The organism is Allobosea minatitlanensis, from assembly GCF_964020775.1.
In genome coordinates, this window is record NZ_OZ224509.1 from 3,502,856 (window position 1) to 3,520,568 (window position 17,713).

Genomic DNA, 17,713 nt, shown 5'->3' on the forward strand with positions numbered 1-17,713 from the left:
CGAGGCCGCCTTTTCCGTTCAGGAGGTTCCGATGGCAGAACACCACCCCTCCCCTCCCTCGCCCTATGCGACGGGCCTCTCGGGACGCTGCCCGCGCTGCGGACAAGGGGCGCTGTTCGACGGCTTCCTGAAGCTCAAGCCGCGCTGCAGCGCCTGCGGGCTCGACTATAAATTCGCCGATTCGGCCGACGGCCCCGCCGTCTTCATCATGCTCATCGCCGGCTTCCTCGTGCTGGGCGCGGCGCTCTCTGTCGAGATCGCCTATGAGCCGCCGATCTGGCTGCATCTGGTCATCTGGCTTCCGCTGGCGCTGGTCGTCTGCCTGGCGCTGCTGCGGCCGATGAAGGGGCTCGCAGTCGCGCTGCAATACGCCAACAAGGCCGAGGAAGGCAGGCGCCGGACGTGACGGCCCCGGCCCCCACGCCAAGGCGGCCGCGCCTGCTCCTGCCGGCGCTGCTAACCGCGCTGGGCGCCGCCCTGCTCTGCGGGCTCGGCGCCTGGCAGCTCGAGCGGATGCAGTTGAAGCACGCCTATATCGAGCGGCTCGAAACCCAGGCTGCCGGCGCGCCGGCGCCGATGCCGCCCAGCGCCGATTGGTCGAAGCTCGACCCGGCCGCGCTCGACCTGACTCATGTCGTCGCCACAGGCAGCTTCATCGGCGACCATGTCGCCGGGGTGCGCACCACGATCGCCTCGGGGCCGCCCGGCACGCGCCAGCTCTCCGGCTTCGGGCGCTGGATCTTCCAGGGCTTCCGGCTGGCGGATGGCGGCGTCATCCTGGTCAATCGCGGCTTCGTGCCGGAAGGCAGGCTCGGCCAGATCGGCCCGGCTGCGGGCCCGGCGACGGTCGCCGGCTTCCTGCGCGCGCCGGAGACGCGCAACGCCTTCACGCCGGAGGACCTGCCGGCGATCCGCGAATTCTATACGCGCGACCCCGCCGCGATCGCCGGCTCGCTCGGCCTGCCGCCGGCGCCCTTCTATCTCGAAGCCGCGCGCGAGGGCGACGGGCTGACGCCGCCGGCCGGCGTCGACGTGCGCGAGCTGATCGCCCGCATCCCCGACAACCACCTGCAATATGCGCTGACCTGGTTCGGTCTGGCGCTGACGCTGATCGGCGTGTTCGCGGCCTTCGTCTGGCAATCCCGCAAGGGATCGGGCGCGGGGACGGCCTGACCGGGCACGCCTCCCTCGCAAACCGTTTTGCCGAAAGCGGCGGAGCGGCCTATAGCATCACCATAGATCATCGAGGCCCAAGATCGTGCTGCATGTCTCCACCCGGGGCGAAGCCCCGGCGCTCAGCTTTTCCGACGCGCTGCTGACCGGGCTCGCCCGCGACGGCGGGCTCTATCTGCCGCAGAGCTGGCCGGCGCTCGGCGCGGCCGAGATCGCGGGATTCGCCGGGAAACCCTATACGGCGGTGGCGGAGCGCATCCTCGGCGCGCTGAGCGACGGCGACATCGAAGCCGGCGCGCTGCGCCGGATGATCGGCGAGGCCTACGCCACCTTCCGGCACCCTTCCGTCTGCCCGCTGACGCAGATCGGCGACAACCTCTTCGTGCTGGAGCTGTTCCACGGCCCGACGCTCGCCTTCAAGGACGTGGCGATGCAGTTGCTCGGGCGGCTGATGGACCATGTGCTCGGCCAGCGCGGCCAGCGCGCCACCATCGTCGGCGCGACCTCGGGCGACACCGGCGGCGCCGCCATCGACGCCTTCAAGGGGCTGAAGAGCGTCGACGTCTTCATCCTCTATCCGCAGGGCCGCGTCTCCGACGTGCAGCGCCGGCAGATGACCACGGTCGATGCGGAGAACGTCCACGCCATCGCGGTCGAAGGCACTTTCGACGACTGCCAGAACCTGGTGAAGGCGATGTTCAACCATCACGCCTTCCGCGACGAGATCGGGCTGTCCGGCGTCAACTCGATCAACTGGGCGCGGATCGCGGCGCAGGTGGTCTACTACTTCACCGCGGCGGTCTCGCTGGGCGGGCCGGGCCGCAAGGTCTCCTTCACGGTGCCGACCGGGAATTTCGGCGACATCCTCGCCGGCTGGGTCGCCAAGCGGATGGGCCTGCCGATCGAGCGGCTGGCGATCGCCACCAACAGCAACGACATCCTGCCCCGCACGCTGGCGAGCGGCGTCTACGAGATGCGCGGCGTCCAGGCGACGACCTCGCCCTCTATGGACATCCAGATCTCCTCGAATTTCGAGCGTTTGCTGTTCGAGGCGCATGGGCGCGACGGCGCCACTGTCCGCCGGCTGATGCAGTCGCTGCAGCAATCGGGACGCTTCGAGATCGCGCCCGAGCCGCTCGCCCGCATCCGCAGCGAGTTCGACGCGGCGGCCCTCAGCGAAACCGAGATCGCGGCCGAGATCCGCGAGACCTGGACCGAAAGCGGCTATCTCGCCGATCCGCACACCGCGATCGGCATCGGCGCCGCCCGGCAGAAGCTCGCCCGCGATCCGGCGACGCCGATGATCGTGCTCGGCACGGCGCATCCGGCGAAGTTCCCGGCCGCGGTGAAGGCGGCCTGCGGCGTCGAGCCGGCGCTGCCCGCCCATCTCGCGGATCTGATGGAGCGCAGGGAACGGGTCACGCAATTGCCGAACGACCTCGCCGCGGTCGAGACATTCGTGCGCGAGCATGCCCGCGCCGTGCGGGGAGCCGCAGCGTGAGCATCGCCCACCCCGCCGAGACGGCCGAGATCGTGGCGCCGGACGAGAAGCGCGGCGCGCATGATCCCGATGTCGGCCTGACCACCCTGCCCTCCGGCCTGCGCGTGGTCTCGCAGCGGATGGACCATGCCGCGACCGTCTCGCTCGGCATCTGGATCGGCGCCGGCGCGCGCGACGAGCTGCCGCACGAGCATGGCCTCGCCCATCTGCTAGAGCACATGGCCTTCAAGGGCACGGCCCGGCGCAGCGCGCGCCAGATCGCCGAGGAGATCGAGAGCGTCGGCGGCGACCTCAACGCCGCGACCAGCGTCGAATACACCTGCTACACCGCCCGCGTGCTCGGCGCCGATCTCGGCCTGGCGGTCGACATCCTCGCCGATATCGTCACCGCGCCGGCCCTGACCGGCGAGGAGCTGAAGCGCGAGAAGGGCGTGATCCTGCAGGAGATCTCGGCGGTGCAGGATACGCCCGACGACCTGGTGTATGACCGCTTCCTGCAGGCCGCCTTCCCCGACCAGCCGATCGGCCGGCCGATCCTGGGCACGGCCAAGACGGTGAAGAACTTCACCCCCGAGGCGATCCGCGCCTATCTGGCGCGGAACTACCATGCCGGCAACATGGTTCTGGCCGCCTCCGGCGCCGTCGACCACGCCGCGCTCGTCGCCCTCGCCCGCGAGCACCTCTCCGGACTGCCGCCGCAGCCGCCCCAGCCGCTCGCGCGGGAGCCGGGCGAATATCGCGGCGGCGAGGCCCGCATCGGCAGCGACGAGGAGCAGGTCCATCTCGTGCTCGGCCTGCCCGGCCTGCCCTTCGCGCAGGGCGAGCATTACCCGCTGCAGATCTTCGCCTCGGTGCTCGGCGGCGGGCTGTCGTCGCGGCTGTTCCAGGAGGTGCGCGAGCAGCGCGGCCTCGCCTATGCCATCGACGCCTTCCACTGGCCCTTCTCCGATTGCGGCGTCTTCGGCATCGGCGCCGGCACCGCGCCGGAAGATGCCGGCGAGCTGATCGAGGTCGCGCTCGGCTGCCTGCGCCAGGCGGCGGAGGATGTCAGCGAGGTCGAGGTCGCCCGCGCCCGCGCCCAGATGAAGGTCGGGCTGCTCGCCTCGCTCGAGAGCCCCGGCGGCAAGCTCGAGCAGATGGCGCGGCAGGTCCTGCTCTTCGGCCGGGCGATCCCGCGCGAGGAGCTCGCGGCCCGGCTCGACGCCGTCACGCTGGAGGATGTGCGCGCCGCGGGCCGCTCGCTGCTCGGGCATCAGCCCACCATCGCGGCGGTCGGGCCCATCCACGGCCTGCCGCCGGCGAAGCGGCTGCGCCAGGCGGCCCGAGCGGCGGACTGACCGGCGATGGCGCTCTTCCGCTTCCCCAGCGAGCCGCAGAGCCGCCCGTTGATCCGGACCCCCAATCTCTATCTGCGCGCGCCCTCGCTCGACGACTATCCGGCCTGGGCGGCGCTGCGCATGGAGAGCCGGGCCTTCCTGACGCCCTGGGAGCCGAGCTGGAACGAGGACGACCTGACGCGCGCCGCCTTCCGGCTGCGGACCAAGCGCGCCGCGCGCGAGATCTCCACCGACGAGGCCTATTCGCTCTTCGTCTTCGACAGCCAGACGGAAGCCCTGCTCGGCGGGCTGACGCTCGGGCTGATCCGGCGCGGCGTCGCGCAGGCCTGCACGCTCGGCTACTGGATGGGCAAGCCCCATGCCGGCAAGGGCCATATGACCGAGGCGGTGCGCGGGGCGCTGCGCTTCGCCTTCTCGGAGCTGGCGCTCCACCGCGTCGAAGCCGCCTGCCTGCCCAATAACGAGCCCTCGCGCCGGTTGCTGGAGCGCGTCGGCTTCCGGCATGAGGGGCTGGCCCGGGCCTATCTCAAGATCAACGGCGCCTGGGCCGACCACCTGCTCTATGCCGCCCTCTCGACCGACCGCCTGCCGGGCCTCATCCCGTGACCGCTATGGTGGACGGCAGGCGCGCTTTGCCTTGCCCTCGCCACGAGCGGCCGGTAGGAGTTTTGCTTAAATATCGAATGAACCTATCCCGCCTGATAGCCGAGCGCAGCTTGTCCATTTCCGAGCGAATTCTCCGGATCGGCCTCGCCGTCGCCGGCCTGGCCCTGTGGCTCTGCTGCGCGGGCATCGGGACGGCGAATGCGGTCGAGGCGGTGCGGGTACCGATCGACGCGCCGGTCATCGACCTGACCAACATCGTCGAGCGCAACAAATCCGACGGCGACGTCATCCAGATCTCGACCGCGCCGGGGCAGGACGGCATCGTCCGGCGCATCGCGGTGAAGGCGCGCGAGGCGGGCGCGCGGCCGGACTGGATCGTCTTCGCGCTGACCAACGATTCCGACGAACAGATCGACCGGCTGCTGGTCGCGCCCTTCCACCGGCTGATCGGCTCCGGCGTGGTCTGGCCGGACCTCGGCGACCGCCGCATCGAGGCGGTCACCGCGAGCCAGGGCCTCTCGCCCGACCGCGAGGCGAGCCCCGACGCCAACGTCTTCCTGATCACGCTCGACCCCGGAACGACGGTCACCTTCGTCGCCGAGCTGAAATCGCCCAACCTGCCCCAGCTCTATCTCTACGAGCCGGAAGCCTACCGCCAGAAGACCAACGGGCTGACCCTCTACAAGGGCATCATCATCGGCATCGCCGGGCTGCTCGCCCTATTCCTGACCATCATCTTCGTGGTCAAGGGCGCGGTGATCTTCCCGGCCGCGGCGGCGCTGGCCTGGGCCGTTCTGGCCTATGCGGGGCTCGATTTCGGCTTCTTCCAGCGCCTCTTCCCGCTGACGCCGCAGATCGAGCGCATCTACCGGGCCGGCGCCGAGGTCGTGCTGGCCGCGACGCTGCTGGTCTTCCTCTTCGCCTATCTCAACCTGCAGCGCTGGCATGTGCGCTACGGCCACGTCACCGCGATCTGGATCCTCGGCCTCGCCGGCCTGATCGGGCTTGCGGTCTTCGACGCGCCGATGGCGTCGGGGATCGCGCGCATCTCGATCGCGGCGGTCGCGGCGGTCGGCTTCGTGCTCGTCGTGCATCTGGCGACGCATGGCTACGAGCGCGCGGTGATGCTGATCCCCACCTGGTTCCTGCTCGCCGTCTGGGTGACGGCGGCCGGCTTCACCGTGACCGGGCAGTTCCAGCGCGACCTGGTGGCGCCTGCCCTGCTGGGCGGCCTCGTGCTGATCGTGCTGCTGATCGGCTTCACCGTGATCCAGCACGCCTTCGCCGGCGGCGCGATCTCGCAGGGCCTGGTCTCGGACACCGAGCGGCGGGCGCTGGCGCTCTCGGGCTCCGGCGACCTCGTCTTCGACTGGGACGTCAGCTCGGACAAGGTCTTCGTCTCGCCGCAGATCGAGACGCTGCTCGGCCTGCCGAAAGGGGCGCTCGAAGGCTCGGCCGCGCGCTGGCTGGAGCATATGCATGTCGCCGACCGCGACCGCTATCGCGTCACGCTCGACGCGATGCTGGAGCAGCGGCGCGGCAAGCTCAATCTCGACGTGCGCCTGCGCGCCGCCAACGGCGCCTATCACTGGCTCAACATCAAGGCGCGGCCGGTGATCGGCTCGGACGGCGAGGTCATTCGCGTGATCGGCACGCTGGCCAACGTCACCGACCAGCGCACGGCCCAGGAGCGCATGCTGCACGACGCCGTGCACGACAACCTGACCGGCCTGCCCAACCGCAAGCTGTTCCAGGACCGGCTGGGGGCGATCTTCGGCTTCACCCGCGCCGACGACAATATCCGCCCGACCGTGCTGGTCATCGACGTCGACCGCTTCAAGCAGGTCAACGAATCCGTCGGCTTCTCGGCCGGCGACTCGATCCTGCTGACGCTGGCGCGCCGGCTCGGGCGCCTGCTCAGGGCGCAGGACACGCTCGCCCGCATCGGCGGCGACACCTTCGCGATGATCCTCGTCTCGGAGCGCGATCCCGAGCGCATCCTGGCGCTGGCGGAGCTGGTGCGCCGCGCCGTCTCGACGCCGATCACCTATGCCGAGCGCGAGATCGTGCTGACGCCCTCGATCGGCCTCGCCTTGTTCGACCCCGCGCCGGCCTCGCGCAGGGACGACGCGCTGAAGAACGCCGAGCTCGCCATGGCCCATGCCAAACGCCAGGGCGGCAACCGCATCGAGGTCTTCGTGCCGGCGATGCGGACCGACCGCAACGACCGGCTGGCGCTCGAAAGCGACCTGCGCCGGGCGATCGAGCGCAACGAGATCCAGGTGATGTACCAGCCGATCGTCAGGCTGGAGGACCGGACCATCGCCGGCTTCGAGGCGCTGGTGCGCTGGGACCATCCGCGCGAAGGCCGGCTGATGCCGCAGGACTTCCTCGCCATCGCCGAGGAGACCGGGCTGATCGTCGATCTCGGCGTCTATGTCATGGACAAGACCGCCCGCGAGCTCGAGGCCTGGCAGGCGGCGCTCGAGGTCGAGCCGCCGATCTTCGCCAGCGTCAACGTGTCGAGCCGCCAGCTCCTGCGCCACGACCTGCTGCATGACGTGAAGACGGTACTCGGGCGCCGGCGCGTGCTGCCCGGCACGCTCAAGCTCGAAATCACCGAGAGCCTGGTGATGGAGAACCCCGAATATGCCGCGCAGATGCTGCAGCGCATCCGCGATCTCGGCGCCGGCCTCTCGCTCGACGATTTCGGCACGGGCTATTCCTCGCTGTCCTATCTGCAGCGCTTCCCCTTCGACACGATCAAGATCGACCAGAGCTTCGTGCGCCAGATGGGCAATGGCCGCCCGCCGGTGATCCTGCGCTCGATCGTCCAGCTCGCCGCCGATCTCGGCATGGACGTCGTGGCCGAGGGCGCGGAGAGCGAGTCGGATGCGATCGAGCTCTACCAGCTCGGCTGCCAGTATGCGCAGGGCTACATCTTCGGCCAGCCGATGACGGCGGCGGAAGCGCGGCGCCTGATGGGCGCCAAGACCGCCGCGACCGAGGCGGCTTGAGCGCGGCCGTCATTCCGGGGCTTCGCGCAGCGAAGAGCCCGGAACCCGGAACCGATGCGGCTCATCGTGACGTGCAGGCGCCATCGGCGCCTTCGCGACACAAGGCATCGGTGCCGGATTCCGGGCTCGGGCCCGCGGCCTGCCCCGGAATGACGGAGGCAGAGGTTCAGGCGTGGCCCGCATCCCGCGACAGGAAGGCGGGGTCGATGCCGATCTTGTTCAGCGCGCGCTGGTATTTCGTCTCGACGCTCTCGTCGAAGAGCAGCGCCGGGTCGGCCTCGCAATGCAGCCAGCCATTCGACTGGATCTCGGCTTCGAGCTGGCCCGCCGCCCAGCCGGCATAGCCCAGCGCCAGCACCGCATTCTCCGGCCCGGTGCCGACGGCGATGGCGCGCAGGATGTCGAGCGTCGCCGTCAGGCAGATGCCGTCGTCGATCGGCAGCGTCGCCGATTCGAGGAAGAAGTCGGCCGTGTGGAGCACGAAGCCGCGCTTGGTCTCGACCGGGCCGCCGCGCAGCACCTGCATCTTCTCGGCCCGGCTCGGCAGGCGGATGATCTCCTCGGAGGGGATTACGTCGAGCTGGACGAGCAGGTCGGGGAATTTCGTGTCCGCCGCCGGCTTGTTGACGATGATGCCCATCGCCCCGTCCTCGGAATGCGCGCAGACATAGACGACGCTGCGGCTGAAGCGCGTGTCGGCCATGCCGGGCATCGCGATCAGGCACTGCCCGTCGAGATAGCTGCGGCCACCCAGCTTCGATTGCGAACCAATCTTCATGGCGTCCATGCTAGATCACTTTTCCGCATGCGGGAAATCGTCGTCGGGCACAAAAATACGTCACCGCGATTGTGCCCCAATCATGCGCAAATCTCGCCTGCGAAAACGCATGATCGATCATCCCGCCACGCCCGTCCCGGACGCGGCGGCAGCGTTTTCGGCGCCGTCCCGTTCGGGTGAAGGACAGAGGTTTTGTTCGCTTTTCAGCTTGGCAATGGATAAGGCAGGGCTGTGAATCGAATTCTGTCCCTGCTGGCCCTCGGCCATCTCGCATTCGGCGCCGCCGCCCATGCCCAGGATATGGCCAACGAGGCCGCGACCTCGCCATGGTCGATCGCCGAGCACGCCAAGCTCAGGCTCATCGCCGGGCCGACCGCGCCGACCGGCAAGCAGCGCGTCGGCGTCGAGATCGTGATGTCGCCGGGCTACAAGACCTATTGGCGCAGCCCCGGACAGTTCGGCGTGCCGCCGGCCTTCGACTGGGCCGGCTCGACCAATATCGGCGGGCTCGACGTGCGCTGGCCGGTGCCGGAGCGCTTCCAGGATTCGGCCGGCTACTCGATCGGCTATGTCGGCGAGGTGGTGATCCCGGTCTCGGTCCAGCCGGTCGATCCATCGCGCCCGGTGATGGTGGTGCTGAAGCTCGACTACGCCGTCTGCGAGAAGATCTGCGTTCCGGTCAAGGGCGAGGCGAGCCTGTGGCTCGAGCCGGGCGTGACGACGGTGGTGTCGCCGCGGCTGGAAAGCTACGAGGCGCGCGTGCCGGCGCCGGTCAAGCCCGGACCGCATGGCGGCAAGCCCGCCATCCTCGAGGCCAAGCTCGACGACACCGTGGTCGATCCCGGGATCAAGCTGACGCTGCAGGTGCCGCAGGACGGCTCGATCGAGGACGTCTTCGTCGAGGGGCCGGGCATGTGGTCCTTCGGCAAGACCCATCTGACGCCGCAGGCCGACGGCCTGATCACCGCGCAGATCCGCATCAACGACCGGCCCAAGGGCGCCTCCGGGCCGATCCCGCTGATCTTCACCGTGCGCGGCACGCCGAAGCCGGTCGAGACCCGGCTCGAACTCGACATCCCGACCGCCAAGCCGTAAGTCGAGCGGCGAGAGCCGGATCCGTCTCTCAGATATCGGGAGAGAACGGGCCTCCGGACCGCCTTGCGATCCGGGCGGCGCGTTCTCGAGGCGGCGCGGCAGCCGCAGGCTTCATGGAGAACAGGCTCATGACCATCAAGGTGGGTGACAGGCTTCCGCAGGCGACGTTCCGGGTCATGACCGCCGACGGCCCGGCCGCCAAGACGACCGACGAGTTGTTCAAGGGCAAGAAGGTGGTGCTCTTCGCCGTTCCCGGCGCCTTCACCCCGACCTGCCACCGCAACCACCTGCCCGGCTATGTCGGCAAGGCGGCCGAGATCAAGGCGAAGGGCGTCGATGCGATCATGGTAACCTCGACCAACGACGTCTTCGTGATGGACGCCTGGGCCAAGGCCTCGGGCGGCGCCGGCGTGATCGAGTTCCTGGCCGACGGCAACGCCGACTTCGCCAAGGCCATCGGACTGTCCATGGACGGCTCCGGCTTCGGCCTCGGCACCCGCTCGCAGCGCTATTCGATGGTGGTCGAGGACGGCGTGGTCACGGCCCTCAACGTCGAGGAAGCCGCCGGCAAGGCCGAGGCCTCAGGCGCCGAGGCGATGCTCGGCCAACTCTGAGGCCAGGTCCAACGCATTTCGAGCCCGCGCGGCGCTGCTGCGCGGGTTTTATGGGGCGACGGAGAGCAATCGACTTGATCCGGCACAGGTCTTGGTCGGGTCGCCGTCAGCCATTTAGCTCGCGCAGCTTTTCGAAGAGGTAGACGTACTCCTCAAGTGCGAGATTGCTTAGCAGGCAGGCTTCTCCAACTGAGAACCAGCGAAGTTCGGAGTGTTCTGTATCCAGGATCTTAGGAGTGCCGTGCCACTCGCTGACCAGATACATATGATACGTGATCATTCCTACTGCGACATGAGGGTCTGCTATCTCCATAAAGGGCTCAAATCTTACAGGCGCCACAGCGAGTTCCTCCCCGACTTCCCGCACCAACGCCTCGTCGAAGCTTTCGCCTGCTTCAACGTGGCCGCCCGGAAAACTCCATAGGCCGGGATAACTCTTCCGATGTATGCTTCGTCGAGCCAGGAGAACGCTGTCCGGTCGGACAAAAATAGCATTTACGATATGTCTCATAGGATTTTACACGGTGCGAGGGGTGATTTAAGCGACAATCATCGCTCGGTTTTACTGATCGACGAAAGCAGGGAAGTCTCCGTAGGACCGATTAATTTCTCGCAGGGAAACTTCGGTGAAGATACTGGATATCCGGCGACATTCGATGCGCCAAAAGCCTGGGCAACACCTATCACAGGATGGGGTAGAATTGGCTCGACGAGTGGGCGCACATCTCGGACCCTATGAAGCAGTCCTCACGAGCAATTTGGCACGAGCAATAGAGACCGCCGTAGCGATGGGGTTTGCGCTTAACGATATCTCTGAAGAGATCGGCCTCTACCCGGAAGCCCTTTCAGAGCAACTTGAATGGCCTGCGTCATTAGAAAAAATTGATCATCGCCTGTCTCTATTTCCTGAACACCAAATACTTGCCTCTAAGCAAGTTGCATCTTGGAAATCTATTTTACCAAAAATTCCTGAGAAAGGCTGTGGTTTGATCATAACATACGGTACGCTTCTCGAAATTGGAGCGATCTTCCTTTTACGCGAGATCGGAAGACCTATCGAGGGGCCTGCCTTCGCATATTGCGAAGGGCTGCGTGTCCACGTTAACGGCGAGACAGTTGAAGCTGTCGAGTTCATGCGACTACCAGAAGGGCAGCGGATGCTGAGCAATTAGAGCATTTTCGAGCGAAGTGGACACCGGTTCGCGTGAAGAAAATGCGTTAAAACAACAGCCTAGAGCAATTCCGCGATTCGAAGAATTGCGGAATTGCTCTAGCTCCGGCTTCAAGGAGTTGTGGCATCCGCAACGGATCGGGAGCGGGCTGTTTCGCCGAGCTTCGGGCTCCCTTTTCGCAACAGCAAGCTGTTCCTTTGATCCTTTCGATCGCTGCTTCTCATAAGACAGGATTGCAGGCGAGCGCTAACCTCACGCTCCGGAGGAACCAGCCGATGCCCGAGATCACCGTCCGCCCGCTCACCGCCGCCGACCGCGCCGCCTGGACGCCGCTCTGGCACGGCTACCTGACCTTCTACAAAGCGACGCTCCCCGCCCGGATCGACGACGTCACCTTCGGGCGGTTGACCGGCGGCCAGGAGCCGATGGGCGGGTTCATCGCCTTGCGCGACGGCAAGGCCCTCGGCATCACCAACTGGGTGATCCACCGCTCGACCTGGAGCGACCGCGACATCTGCTATCTGCAGGACCTGTTCACCGCGCCGGAAGCGCGCGGCAGCGGCGTCGGGCGCAGGCTGATCGAGGCCGTCAACCGGATGGCGCGGGAGAAGAACTGCTTCCGGGTCTACTGGCAGACGCATGAGAGCAACCTGCAGGCGCAGGAACTCTACAACAAGGTCGCCGACAAATCGGGCTTCATCGTCTACCGCCAGCCACTCGGCTGAGGCGCCCCGGGTCAGCGCACCGATGCAGCCCGGCCTGCACCGGCGCAGGGTCGTTCTTGCATCGGCGCAATCCTAAGCCGCGATCGGGGTCCTATATGTGGGGCATGCCTTTTCGGCGGCCGGCTTGAGAAGCGGGCCGCGGGAAGGTTCCCTTCCGGAACGCGGCCCGCCCGCGATCAGCCATAGGCTCGCCATGAAGAAGATCGGCTTCCTCTCGTTCGGGCACTGGACGCCCTCCCCGCAATCCGGCACGCGATCGGCCGGCGACGCGCTGCTGCAATCGATCGAGCTTGCCGTCGCGGCGGAGGAGCTGGGCCTGGACGGCGCCTATGTCCGCGTCCACCATTTCGCGCGGCAGCTCGCCTCGCCCTTCCCGCTGCTGGCGGCGATCGGCGCGCGGACGAAGCGCATCGAGATCGGCACCGCCGTGATCGACATGCGCTACGAGAACCCGCTCTACATGGCCGAGGACGCCGGCGCGGCGGACCTCATCGCCGGCGGGCGGCTCCAGCTCGGCATCAGCCGCGGCTCGCCGGAGCAGGTGATCGATGGCTGGCGCCATTTCGGCTACCAGCCGGCCGAGGGCCAGAGCGACGCCGATATGGGCCGCCGCCACGCCGAGGTCCTGCTCGACGTGCTGCGCGGCGAGGGTTTCGCGCAGCCCAACCCGCGCCCGATGTTCCCCAACCCGCCCGGGCTGCTGCGGCTGGAGCCGCATTCCGAGGGCTTGCGCGAACGCATCTGGTGGGGCGCCGGCTCGAACGCGACGGCGGTCTGGGCGGCCAGGCTCGGCATGAACCTGCAGAGCTCGACCCTCAAGGACGACGAGACCGGCGAGCCCTTCCACATCCAGCAGGCGAAGCAGATCCGCGCCTATCGCGACGCCTGGAAGGAGGCGGGGCATGCCCGCGCGCCGCGCGTCTCGGTGAGCCGCAGCATCTTCGCGCTGGTCGACGACCGCGACCGCGCCTATTTCGGCCGCGACGGCAAGAGCGACGATTCGATCGGCTATATCGACGCGAGCACCCGCGCCATCTTCGGGCGCAGCTATGCGGCCGAGCCGGACAGGCTGGTCAGGGAGCTGGCGCAGGACGAGGCCATCGCCGAGGCCGACACGCTGCTGCTCACCGTGCCCAACCAGCTCGGCGTCGACTACAACGCGCATGTGATCGAGGCGATCCTGAAGCATGTCGCGCCGGCGCTCGGCTGGCGCTGAGGCGCCGGACGCGCGTCGGCGCGGCAAGCCCCCAAATCGCCTTCTTGCGCTGGCAAGCGTGGAAAGACCGTGCTTGCCAGCCGAACCATGTCGCGGCAATCTCGGCCCCACAGGATGGCGGGCGGGCGCGGGCCGGCCCGTTCTCGCATCGCGCCGCAAGACACGGAAAGTCCAGACCATGATCATCGACGGTGGAAACGCCACGACCGGCGATATGAACGCGGCCGCTTCGCCGGGGCTTCGGCCGGGCCTTCTCGGCCGCCGCTCCTTCCTCGTCGGCTCGGCGGCGAGCCTCGGGGCGCTCGGGCTGGCCGGCTGCGCATCCGACGGCATGAGCTTCGCCGAGGCGCAGCGGGTCTACGGGCCGGTGCCCGAGGAGAAATTCCCGATCCCGGCAGTCGACATCAGCAAGGTCGACCCGAAATATTATCGCCGCACGGTGCGCTACGAGACCAGGGAAGAGCCCGGCACGATCATCGTCGACCCCGGCAACTATTATGTCTACCGCATCGAGGGCGACGGCAACGCCACACGCTACGGCGCCAATGTCGGCCGCGACGGTTTCCGCTGGAGCGGCGACGCCTATGTCGGGCGCAAGGCCGAATGGGCGACCTGGACCCCGCCCAGGGAGATGATCAAGCGCCAGCCCGAGGCCGCCAAATACGCCCGCGGCATGCCCGGCGGCCTCGATAACCCGCTCGGCGCCCGCACGCTCTATCTCTATCAGAACGGCGCCTACACGCTCTATACGATCTATGCCAGCAGCGACCCGGAATCGATCGGCTCCGGCATCACCAGCGGCTGCGTCGGCCTGCTCAGCCAGGACATGATCCACCTCTACGACCGCACGCCGGTCAAGACGAAGGTGGTCGTCCTGCCGGCCTGACGGCCGGCTCCTCCGGCCGGCACGCAGCCTGGAGGCCATCCAGGGTTCTTCCGGGAACCTGCTGAGCTCAGTCGGAAGCACGCGGATCATCCCGGGCTCGACCCGGATCCATGCCCGAGCGCTTCCGACCGAGGCCTGGATCCCCGATTCATGCCTCGCGGCCTTCGGCGAAGCCCGCCAGCCACCACGATCGCCGCGCAGCGCCAGCATCTCAACAAGCGCACGGGCAGCCCGAAGCTGCCCTAACGCCCGGGCTTGAACGGCGCCATGCCGGCCCGCGCCAGCGCGTCGGCGCGCTCGTTCATCGCGTCGCCGGCATGGCCCTTGACCCATTTCCACTCGATCTTGTGGCGGCCGAGCGCCGCGTCGAGGCGCTGCCAGAGCTCGACATTCTTCACCGGCTTCCGGTCGGCGGTCTTCCAGCCGTTCTTCTTCCAGCCATGGATCCAGCCGGTGATGCCCTGGCGCAGATACTGGCTGTCGGTATGCAGCGCGACCGTGACGGGCCGCTTCAGCGCCTCCAGCGCCGCGATCGCCGCCATCAGCTCCATGCGGTTGTTGGTCGTGAGCTCCTCGCCGCCGGAGAGTTCCTTCTCGACGCCGTTATAGGACAGGATCGCCCCCCAGCCGCCGGGGCCGGGGTTGCCCGAGCAGGCGCCGTCCGTCCAGACTTCGACGGTGCCGCTCATGGCAGGCCCCGGCGATTCCTGGCTGCGCGAATGGGGCGGGCCCCAAGCGCGCCGGGGCCGGGCTTGCCCGAGCAGGCGCCGTCCGTCCAGACTTCGACGGTGCCGCTCATGGCAGGCCCCGGCGATTCCTGGCTGCGCGAATGGGGCGGGCCCCAAGCGCGCCGGGGCCGGGCTTGCCGGAGCAGGCCCCGTCCGTCCAGACCTCGACAGTGCCGCTCACCGCTTCAGCCCGTATTCGCGGGCGTCCGCAACGCGCTGGTGGAAGACGAGCTTGCGGTCGTATTCGAGCGGATCATGCGGCTTGACCAGGGCGCCGGGCGGCACGTTCAGCCAGTCGACCAGCCGCGTCAGCAGGAAGCGCAGCGCCGAGCCGCGGCAGAGCTGCGGCAGGGCCTCGACCTCGGCCGCCTCCAGCGGCCGGACGCTCTCATAGCCCGCCAGCAGCGCCTGGCCCTTGGTGAGGTTGAAGGAGCTGTCGGCCTCGAAGCACCAGGAATTCAGGCAGATGGCGAGGTCGTAGGCGAAGGCGTCGGTGCAGGCGAAGTAGAAATCGATCAGCCCCGAGAGCCTGTCGCCGATGAAGAAGACGTTGTTGGGGAAGAGATCGGCATGGATGACGCCGCGCGGCAAAGCCTGCGGCCAGCTCGCCTCGTGCACCGCGACCTCGGCCGCGATGCGGCGCGCCAGCCCGGGCGAGACCTTGTCGGCATCGGCCCCGGCCTGCTCGACCAGCGGGCGCCAGCCCGGAACGGAGAGCGCATTCACCCGCTCCATGGCGAAATCGGCCCCGGCGGCGTGGAGCTGCGCCAGCCCCTTGCCAAGCTCCTGGCAATGCGCGGCGGTCGGCCGGCGCACCGAGAGCCCGTCGAGGAAGGTGACGATGGCGGCGGGCCGCCCGGCGAGGCGGCCGAGCATCTCGCCGCGGCTGTCCTTGACCGGCTGCGGGCAGATCAGCCCGCGCGCCGCCAGATGCTGCATCAGCCCGAGGAAGAAGGGCAGGTCGTCCGGGTTCACCCGCTTCTCGTAGAGGGTGAGGATATAGGCCCCTCGGGTCGTGCGCAGCAGGTAGTTGGAATTCTCGACGCCCTCGGCGATGCCCTTGGCGGAGAGGAGATCGCCGATGCCGTAGCGCGCCACGAAGGCTGCCATCTCGTCGTCGGGCACTTCGGTATAGACGGCCAAGGCGGTCGCTTTCTCGTTGGGATTATTCGGCCGCGGCCGGTGCCGCGTCACCGCGCAATTCGCGCGGCAGCGGGAAGAACACGTCCTCGCTGGCGGTCGAGACCGTCTCGACGCGGACCTCGTAGCGCTCGGCGAAGGCGTCGATGATCTCCTCGACCAGCACCTCCGGCGCGCTCGCCCCCGCGGTGATGCCGAGGCTGCGGATCGCCCCGAAGACCGACCAGTCGATCTCGTCGGTACGCAGGACGAGGCGCGCCACCGGGCAGCCGGCGCGCTCGGCGACCTCGCGCAGGCGCTGCGAGTTCGAGGAATTGGGCGAGCCGACCACGATCAGCCCCTGGACCAGCGGGGCGACGCGCTTCACCGCCTCCTGGCGGTTGGTCGTGGCGTAGCAGATGTCTTCCTTGTGCGGGGCGATCAGGTCGGGGAAGCGCCGCTGCAGCGCCTCCACGATCCCGCGGGTGTCGTCGACCGAGAGCGTCGTCTGGGTGACGTAGGCCAGCGCCGCCCCCGGCGGCGGCTCGAGCGCCGCGACGTCGGCGAGCGTCTCGATCAGGGTGATCGCGCCATCGGGAAGCTGCCCCATCGTGCCGATCACCTCCGGGTGGCCGGCATGGCCGACGAGCAGGATGTGGCGGCCGCGCTTGTGGTGCACCTCCGCCTCGCGATGGACCTTGGTCACCAGCGGGCAGGTGGCGTCGATGGCGAAGAGGTTGCGCGCCTTCGCCGCGGCCGGCACCGCCTTGGCGACGCCATGGGCGGAGAAGATCACCGGCCGGGTCTCGTCCGGCACCTCGTCCAGCTCGGCGACGAAGACGGCGCCTTTCCGCTTCAGGGATTCGACCACATATTTGTTGTGCACGATCTCGTGGCGGACATAGACCGGCGCGCCATGCAGGCTCAGCGCCTTCTCCACCGCGTCGATGGCGCGCACGACCCCGGCGCAGAAGCCGCGCGGGGCGCAGAGCAGGATATCGAGCGGCGGCTTGGTCACGTCTGGGGCGGTCTCCGGTCGGGCCAGCGTCTTCATTCGGCGGGAACGAGGCGATGTCAAGGAAACGCCGGCATGCATTGACTTATAGGTTGATACCAACAGAGTAGGATGATGCGAAGCCCTGCCCCGACCGTCCCGTTCCAGGCCACGCTGGATGTGCGCGACCGCTGCCTGTGCCTGCATGTGCAGCGCGCGGCGCGCTCGCTGGCGCGCCGCTTCGACGAGGCGCTGCGGCCGCACGGCCTGACCAACGAGCAGTTCTCGCTGCTGATGTCGCTCAACCGGCCGCAGCCGCCCGTCATCGGCGCGGTGGCGAAGCTGCTCGGCACGGACCGGACCACGCTGACGGCGGCGCTGAAGCCGCTGGTGCGCGAGGGCCTCGCCGCCGTGGCGCCGGACCCGGACGACAGGCGCGCCCGGCGCATCTCGCTGACCGCGTCCGGACACGCCCGGCTGCTCGCCGCCTTGCCCGTCTGGCATGCGCAGCATGCGGCGCTGGAGGCGACGCTGACCGCGCCCGGCCCCGACGAGCTGCGCAGCGGGCTCGACGCGCTTTCGGCCTGGCCGGGCGCGCAGGACATGCGGGAGAGCATGCAGGAGAACATGCAAGGGGCGCGATCGCCCGAGGGCGCCCTGGGGAACTGAGCCGAGCGGCGCCCCGCTGCACGCGGGGGGCAGGCCCCCCGGCGTTTGCCCCTCGCGCTCGGCGGGACGAGCGCCTAGATAGG

18 protein-coding genes are annotated in these 17,713 nt (G+C 68.4%); 13 read left to right on the plus strand and 5 right to left on the minus strand.

The window, feature by feature from the left end:
• Positions 1–31: 31 nt before the first annotated feature.
• From ACWH43_RS17340 to ACWH43_RS17365, 6 genes are all read left to right on the plus strand, one after another.
• Complete coding sequence (locus ACWH43_RS17340) at positions 32–406, plus strand: DUF983 domain-containing protein (protein WP_158445499.1); 375 nt, start codon at positions 32–34, stop codon at positions 404–406.
• On the plus strand, positions 403–1,173 hold the full coding sequence (locus ACWH43_RS17345; RefSeq protein ID WP_158445498.1) for an SURF1 family protein: 771 nt from the start codon (positions 403–405) through the stop codon (positions 1,171–1,173). The genes ACWH43_RS17340 and ACWH43_RS17345 overlap by 4 nt, the downstream gene beginning before the upstream one ends.
• An 85-nt stretch (positions 1,174–1,258) precedes the next feature.
• Positions 1,259–2,674 carry a threonine synthase gene (thrC, locus tag ACWH43_RS17350; RefSeq protein WP_158445497.1) on the plus strand — a complete coding sequence of 472 codons (1,416 nt, stop codon included), beginning with the start codon at positions 1,259–1,261 and terminating at the stop codon, positions 2,672–2,674.
• 32 nt (positions 2,675–2,706) lie between these two features.
• Entirely contained in the window at positions 2,707–4,011 is a 1,305-nt protein-coding gene (locus ACWH43_RS17355) for a M16 family metallopeptidase (protein WP_260348170.1), read from the plus strand.
• A gap of 6 nt (positions 4,012–4,017) precedes the next feature.
• Positions 4,018–4,617 (plus strand): GNAT family N-acetyltransferase, encoded by a 600-nt coding sequence (locus tag ACWH43_RS17360; RefSeq protein WP_158445496.1) that lies wholly within the window; start codon positions 4,018–4,020, stop codon positions 4,615–4,617.
• 77 nt (positions 4,618–4,694) lie between these two features.
• Positions 4,695–7,634 (plus strand): EAL domain-containing protein, encoded by a 2,940-nt coding sequence (locus ACWH43_RS17365; protein ID WP_448153558.1) that lies wholly within the window; start codon positions 4,695–4,697, stop codon positions 7,632–7,634.
• 166 nt (positions 7,635–7,800) lie between these two features.
• Here ACWH43_RS17365 and ACWH43_RS17370 read toward each other — a convergent pair whose 3' ends face one another.
• Entirely contained in the window at positions 7,801–8,412 is a 612-nt protein-coding gene (locus ACWH43_RS17370; protein ID WP_158445494.1) for a YqgE/AlgH family protein, read from the minus strand.
• A 231-nt stretch (positions 8,413–8,643) separates the two neighbouring features.
• On the opposite strand from ACWH43_RS17370, the gene ACWH43_RS17375 reads away from it, so the two are divergent.
• Together ACWH43_RS17375 and ACWH43_RS17380 are read left to right on the plus strand one after the other, a co-directional pair.
• On the plus strand, positions 8,644–9,507 hold the full coding sequence (locus tag ACWH43_RS17375; protein ID WP_158445493.1) for a protein-disulfide reductase DsbD domain-containing protein: 864 nt from the start codon (positions 8,644–8,646) through the stop codon (positions 9,505–9,507).
• 128 nt (positions 9,508–9,635) lie between these two features.
• On the plus strand, positions 9,636–10,121 hold the full coding sequence (locus tag ACWH43_RS17380) for a peroxiredoxin (protein ID WP_158445492.1): 486 nt from the start codon (positions 9,636–9,638) through the stop codon (positions 10,119–10,121).
• Between the two features lie 106 nt (positions 10,122–10,227).
• Here the strand turns inward: ACWH43_RS17380 and ACWH43_RS17385 are convergent, their stop codons facing one another.
• Positions 10,228–10,632, minus strand: a complete 405-nt coding sequence (locus ACWH43_RS17385; protein WP_158445491.1) for an NUDIX domain-containing protein — start codon at positions 10,630–10,632, stop codon at positions 10,228–10,230.
• 115 nt (positions 10,633–10,747) lie between these two features.
• Between ACWH43_RS17385 and ACWH43_RS17390 the strand changes: the two genes are divergently transcribed.
• The 4 genes from ACWH43_RS17390 to ACWH43_RS17405 all read left to right on the plus strand — a co-directional run bounded on the left by ACWH43_RS17390 (position 10,748) and on the right by ACWH43_RS17405 (position 14,120).
• Positions 10,748–11,293, plus strand: a complete 546-nt coding sequence (locus ACWH43_RS17390) for a hypothetical protein (RefSeq protein WP_158445490.1) — start codon at positions 10,748–10,750, stop codon at positions 11,291–11,293.
• Positions 11,294–11,568: 275 nt separating this feature from the next.
• The gene (locus tag ACWH43_RS17395) at positions 11,569–12,018 is read left to right on the plus strand and encodes a GNAT family N-acetyltransferase (protein WP_158445489.1); all 450 of its coding nucleotides are present in this window, start codon (positions 11,569–11,571) and stop codon (positions 12,016–12,018) included.
• Between the two features lie 193 nt (positions 12,019–12,211).
• Positions 12,212–13,234: an LLM class flavin-dependent oxidoreductase gene (locus ACWH43_RS17400; protein WP_158445488.1), complete on the plus strand. Its 1,023-nt coding sequence runs from the start codon at positions 12,212–12,214 to the stop codon at positions 13,232–13,234.
• A 178-nt stretch (positions 13,235–13,412) separates the two neighbouring features.
• Complete coding sequence (locus ACWH43_RS17405; protein ID WP_158445487.1) at positions 13,413–14,120, plus strand: L,D-transpeptidase; 708 nt, start codon at positions 13,413–13,415, stop codon at positions 14,118–14,120.
• 242 nt (positions 14,121–14,362) lie between these two features.
• Here the strand turns inward: ACWH43_RS17405 and rnhA are convergent, their stop codons facing one another.
• The 3 genes from rnhA to ispH form a co-directional block, all read right to left on the minus strand.
• On the minus strand, positions 14,363–14,809 hold the full coding sequence (rnhA, locus tag ACWH43_RS17410; RefSeq protein WP_260348122.1) for a ribonuclease HI: 447 nt from the start codon (positions 14,807–14,809) through the stop codon (positions 14,363–14,365).
• A gap of 216 nt (positions 14,810–15,025) precedes the next feature.
• Complete coding sequence (locus ACWH43_RS17415) at positions 15,026–15,991, minus strand: homoserine kinase (RefSeq protein ID WP_158446229.1); 966 nt, start codon at positions 15,989–15,991, stop codon at positions 15,026–15,028.
• A 22-nt stretch (positions 15,992–16,013) separates the two neighbouring features.
• Complete coding sequence (ispH, locus tag ACWH43_RS17420; RefSeq protein WP_260348121.1) at positions 16,014–17,021, minus strand: 4-hydroxy-3-methylbut-2-enyl diphosphate reductase; 1,008 nt, start codon at positions 17,019–17,021, stop codon at positions 16,014–16,016.
• 75 nt (positions 17,022–17,096) lie between these two features.
• On the opposite strand from ispH, the gene ACWH43_RS17425 reads away from it, so the two are divergent.
• Positions 17,097–17,630: a MarR family winged helix-turn-helix transcriptional regulator gene (locus tag ACWH43_RS17425; RefSeq protein ID WP_375797004.1), complete on the plus strand. Its 534-nt coding sequence runs from the start codon at positions 17,097–17,099 to the stop codon at positions 17,628–17,630.
• The last annotated feature ends 83 nt before the right edge of the window (positions 17,631–17,713 follow it).

What these genes read in the sequence shown, in the direction of transcription:
- ACWH43_RS17385 (WP_158445491.1), bottom strand. Translation starts at nt 10,632, where the DNA reads ATGAGACATATCGTAAATGCTATTTTTGTCCGACCGGACAGCGTTCTC.
- ACWH43_RS17365 (WP_448153558.1), top strand. Translation starts at nt 4,695, where the DNA reads ATGAACCTATCCCGCCTGATAGCCGAGCGCAGCTTGTCCATTTCCGAG.
- ACWH43_RS17425 (WP_375797004.1), top strand. Translation starts at nt 17,097, where the DNA reads ATGCGAAGCCCTGCCCCGACCGTCCCGTTCCAGGCCACGCTGGATGTG.
- ACWH43_RS17340 (WP_158445499.1), top strand. Translation starts at nt 32, where the DNA reads ATGGCAGAACACCACCCCTCCCCTCCCTCGCCCTATGCGACGGGCCTC.
- rnhA (WP_260348122.1), bottom strand. Translation starts at nt 14,809, where the DNA reads ATGAGCGGCACCGTCGAAGTCTGGACGGACGGCGCCTGCTCGGGCAAC.
- ACWH43_RS17380 (WP_158445492.1), top strand. Translation starts at nt 9,636, where the DNA reads ATGACCATCAAGGTGGGTGACAGGCTTCCGCAGGCGACGTTCCGGGTC.
- ACWH43_RS17360 (WP_158445496.1), top strand. Translation starts at nt 4,018, where the DNA reads ATGGCGCTCTTCCGCTTCCCCAGCGAGCCGCAGAGCCGCCCGTTGATC.
- ACWH43_RS17370 (WP_158445494.1), bottom strand. Translation starts at nt 8,412, where the DNA reads ATGAAGATTGGTTCGCAATCGAAGCTGGGTGGCCGCAGCTATCTCGAC.
- ACWH43_RS17405 (WP_158445487.1), top strand. Translation starts at nt 13,413, where the DNA reads ATGATCATCGACGGTGGAAACGCCACGACCGGCGATATGAACGCGGCC.
- ACWH43_RS17400 (WP_158445488.1), top strand. Translation starts at nt 12,212, where the DNA reads ATGAAGAAGATCGGCTTCCTCTCGTTCGGGCACTGGACGCCCTCCCCG.
- ispH (WP_260348121.1), bottom strand. Translation starts at nt 17,021, where the DNA reads ATGAAGACGCTGGCCCGACCGGAGACCGCCCCAGACGTGACCAAGCCG.
- ACWH43_RS17395 (WP_158445489.1), top strand. Translation starts at nt 11,569, where the DNA reads ATGCCCGAGATCACCGTCCGCCCGCTCACCGCCGCCGACCGCGCCGCC.